This is a genomic window from Bacillus sp. CR71 (assembly GCF_003429245.1).
GTDB lineage: Bacteria > Bacillota > Bacilli > Bacillales > Bacillaceae_G > Bacillus_A > Bacillus_A thuringiensis_S.
Window position 1 is genome coordinate 742,039 of record NZ_CP031748.1, and the last position, 318, is coordinate 742,356.

A 318-nucleotide genomic window follows, 5' to 3' on the forward strand; every position below is an offset into this window, starting at 1 on the left:
TGGGGCCTTAGCTCAGCTGGGAGAGCGCCTGCCTTGCACGCAGGAGGTCAGCGGTTCGATCCCGCTAGGCTCCACTTTATTTAATATATGTCTCGGAGGTATACCCAAGTTCGGCTGAAGGGATCGGTCTTGAAAACCGACAGGCGGTGAGAATCGCGCGGGGGTTCGAATCCCTCTACCTCCTCCATTTTCTTTTAAATGGTTTAGACATATAATAATAAAATATTTATTTTTCCTTCATGGAGGTATACCCAAGTTCGGCTGAAGGGATCGGTCTTGAAAACCGACAGGCGGCGAGAGTCGCGCGGGGGTTCGAAT

General features: G+C 50.6%; 2 tRNA genes. Both read left to right on the forward strand.

Annotation, left to right across the window (positions count from 1 at the left end):
- The first annotated feature begins 1 nt into the window (after position 1).
- Positions 2 to 74, forward strand: a tRNA-Ala gene (locus tag DOS87_RS03765).
- A 20-nt stretch (positions 75 to 94) separates the two neighbouring features.
- A tRNA-Ser gene (locus DOS87_RS03770) sits at positions 95 to 187 on the forward strand.
- The last annotated feature ends 131 nt before the right edge of the window (positions 188 to 318 follow it).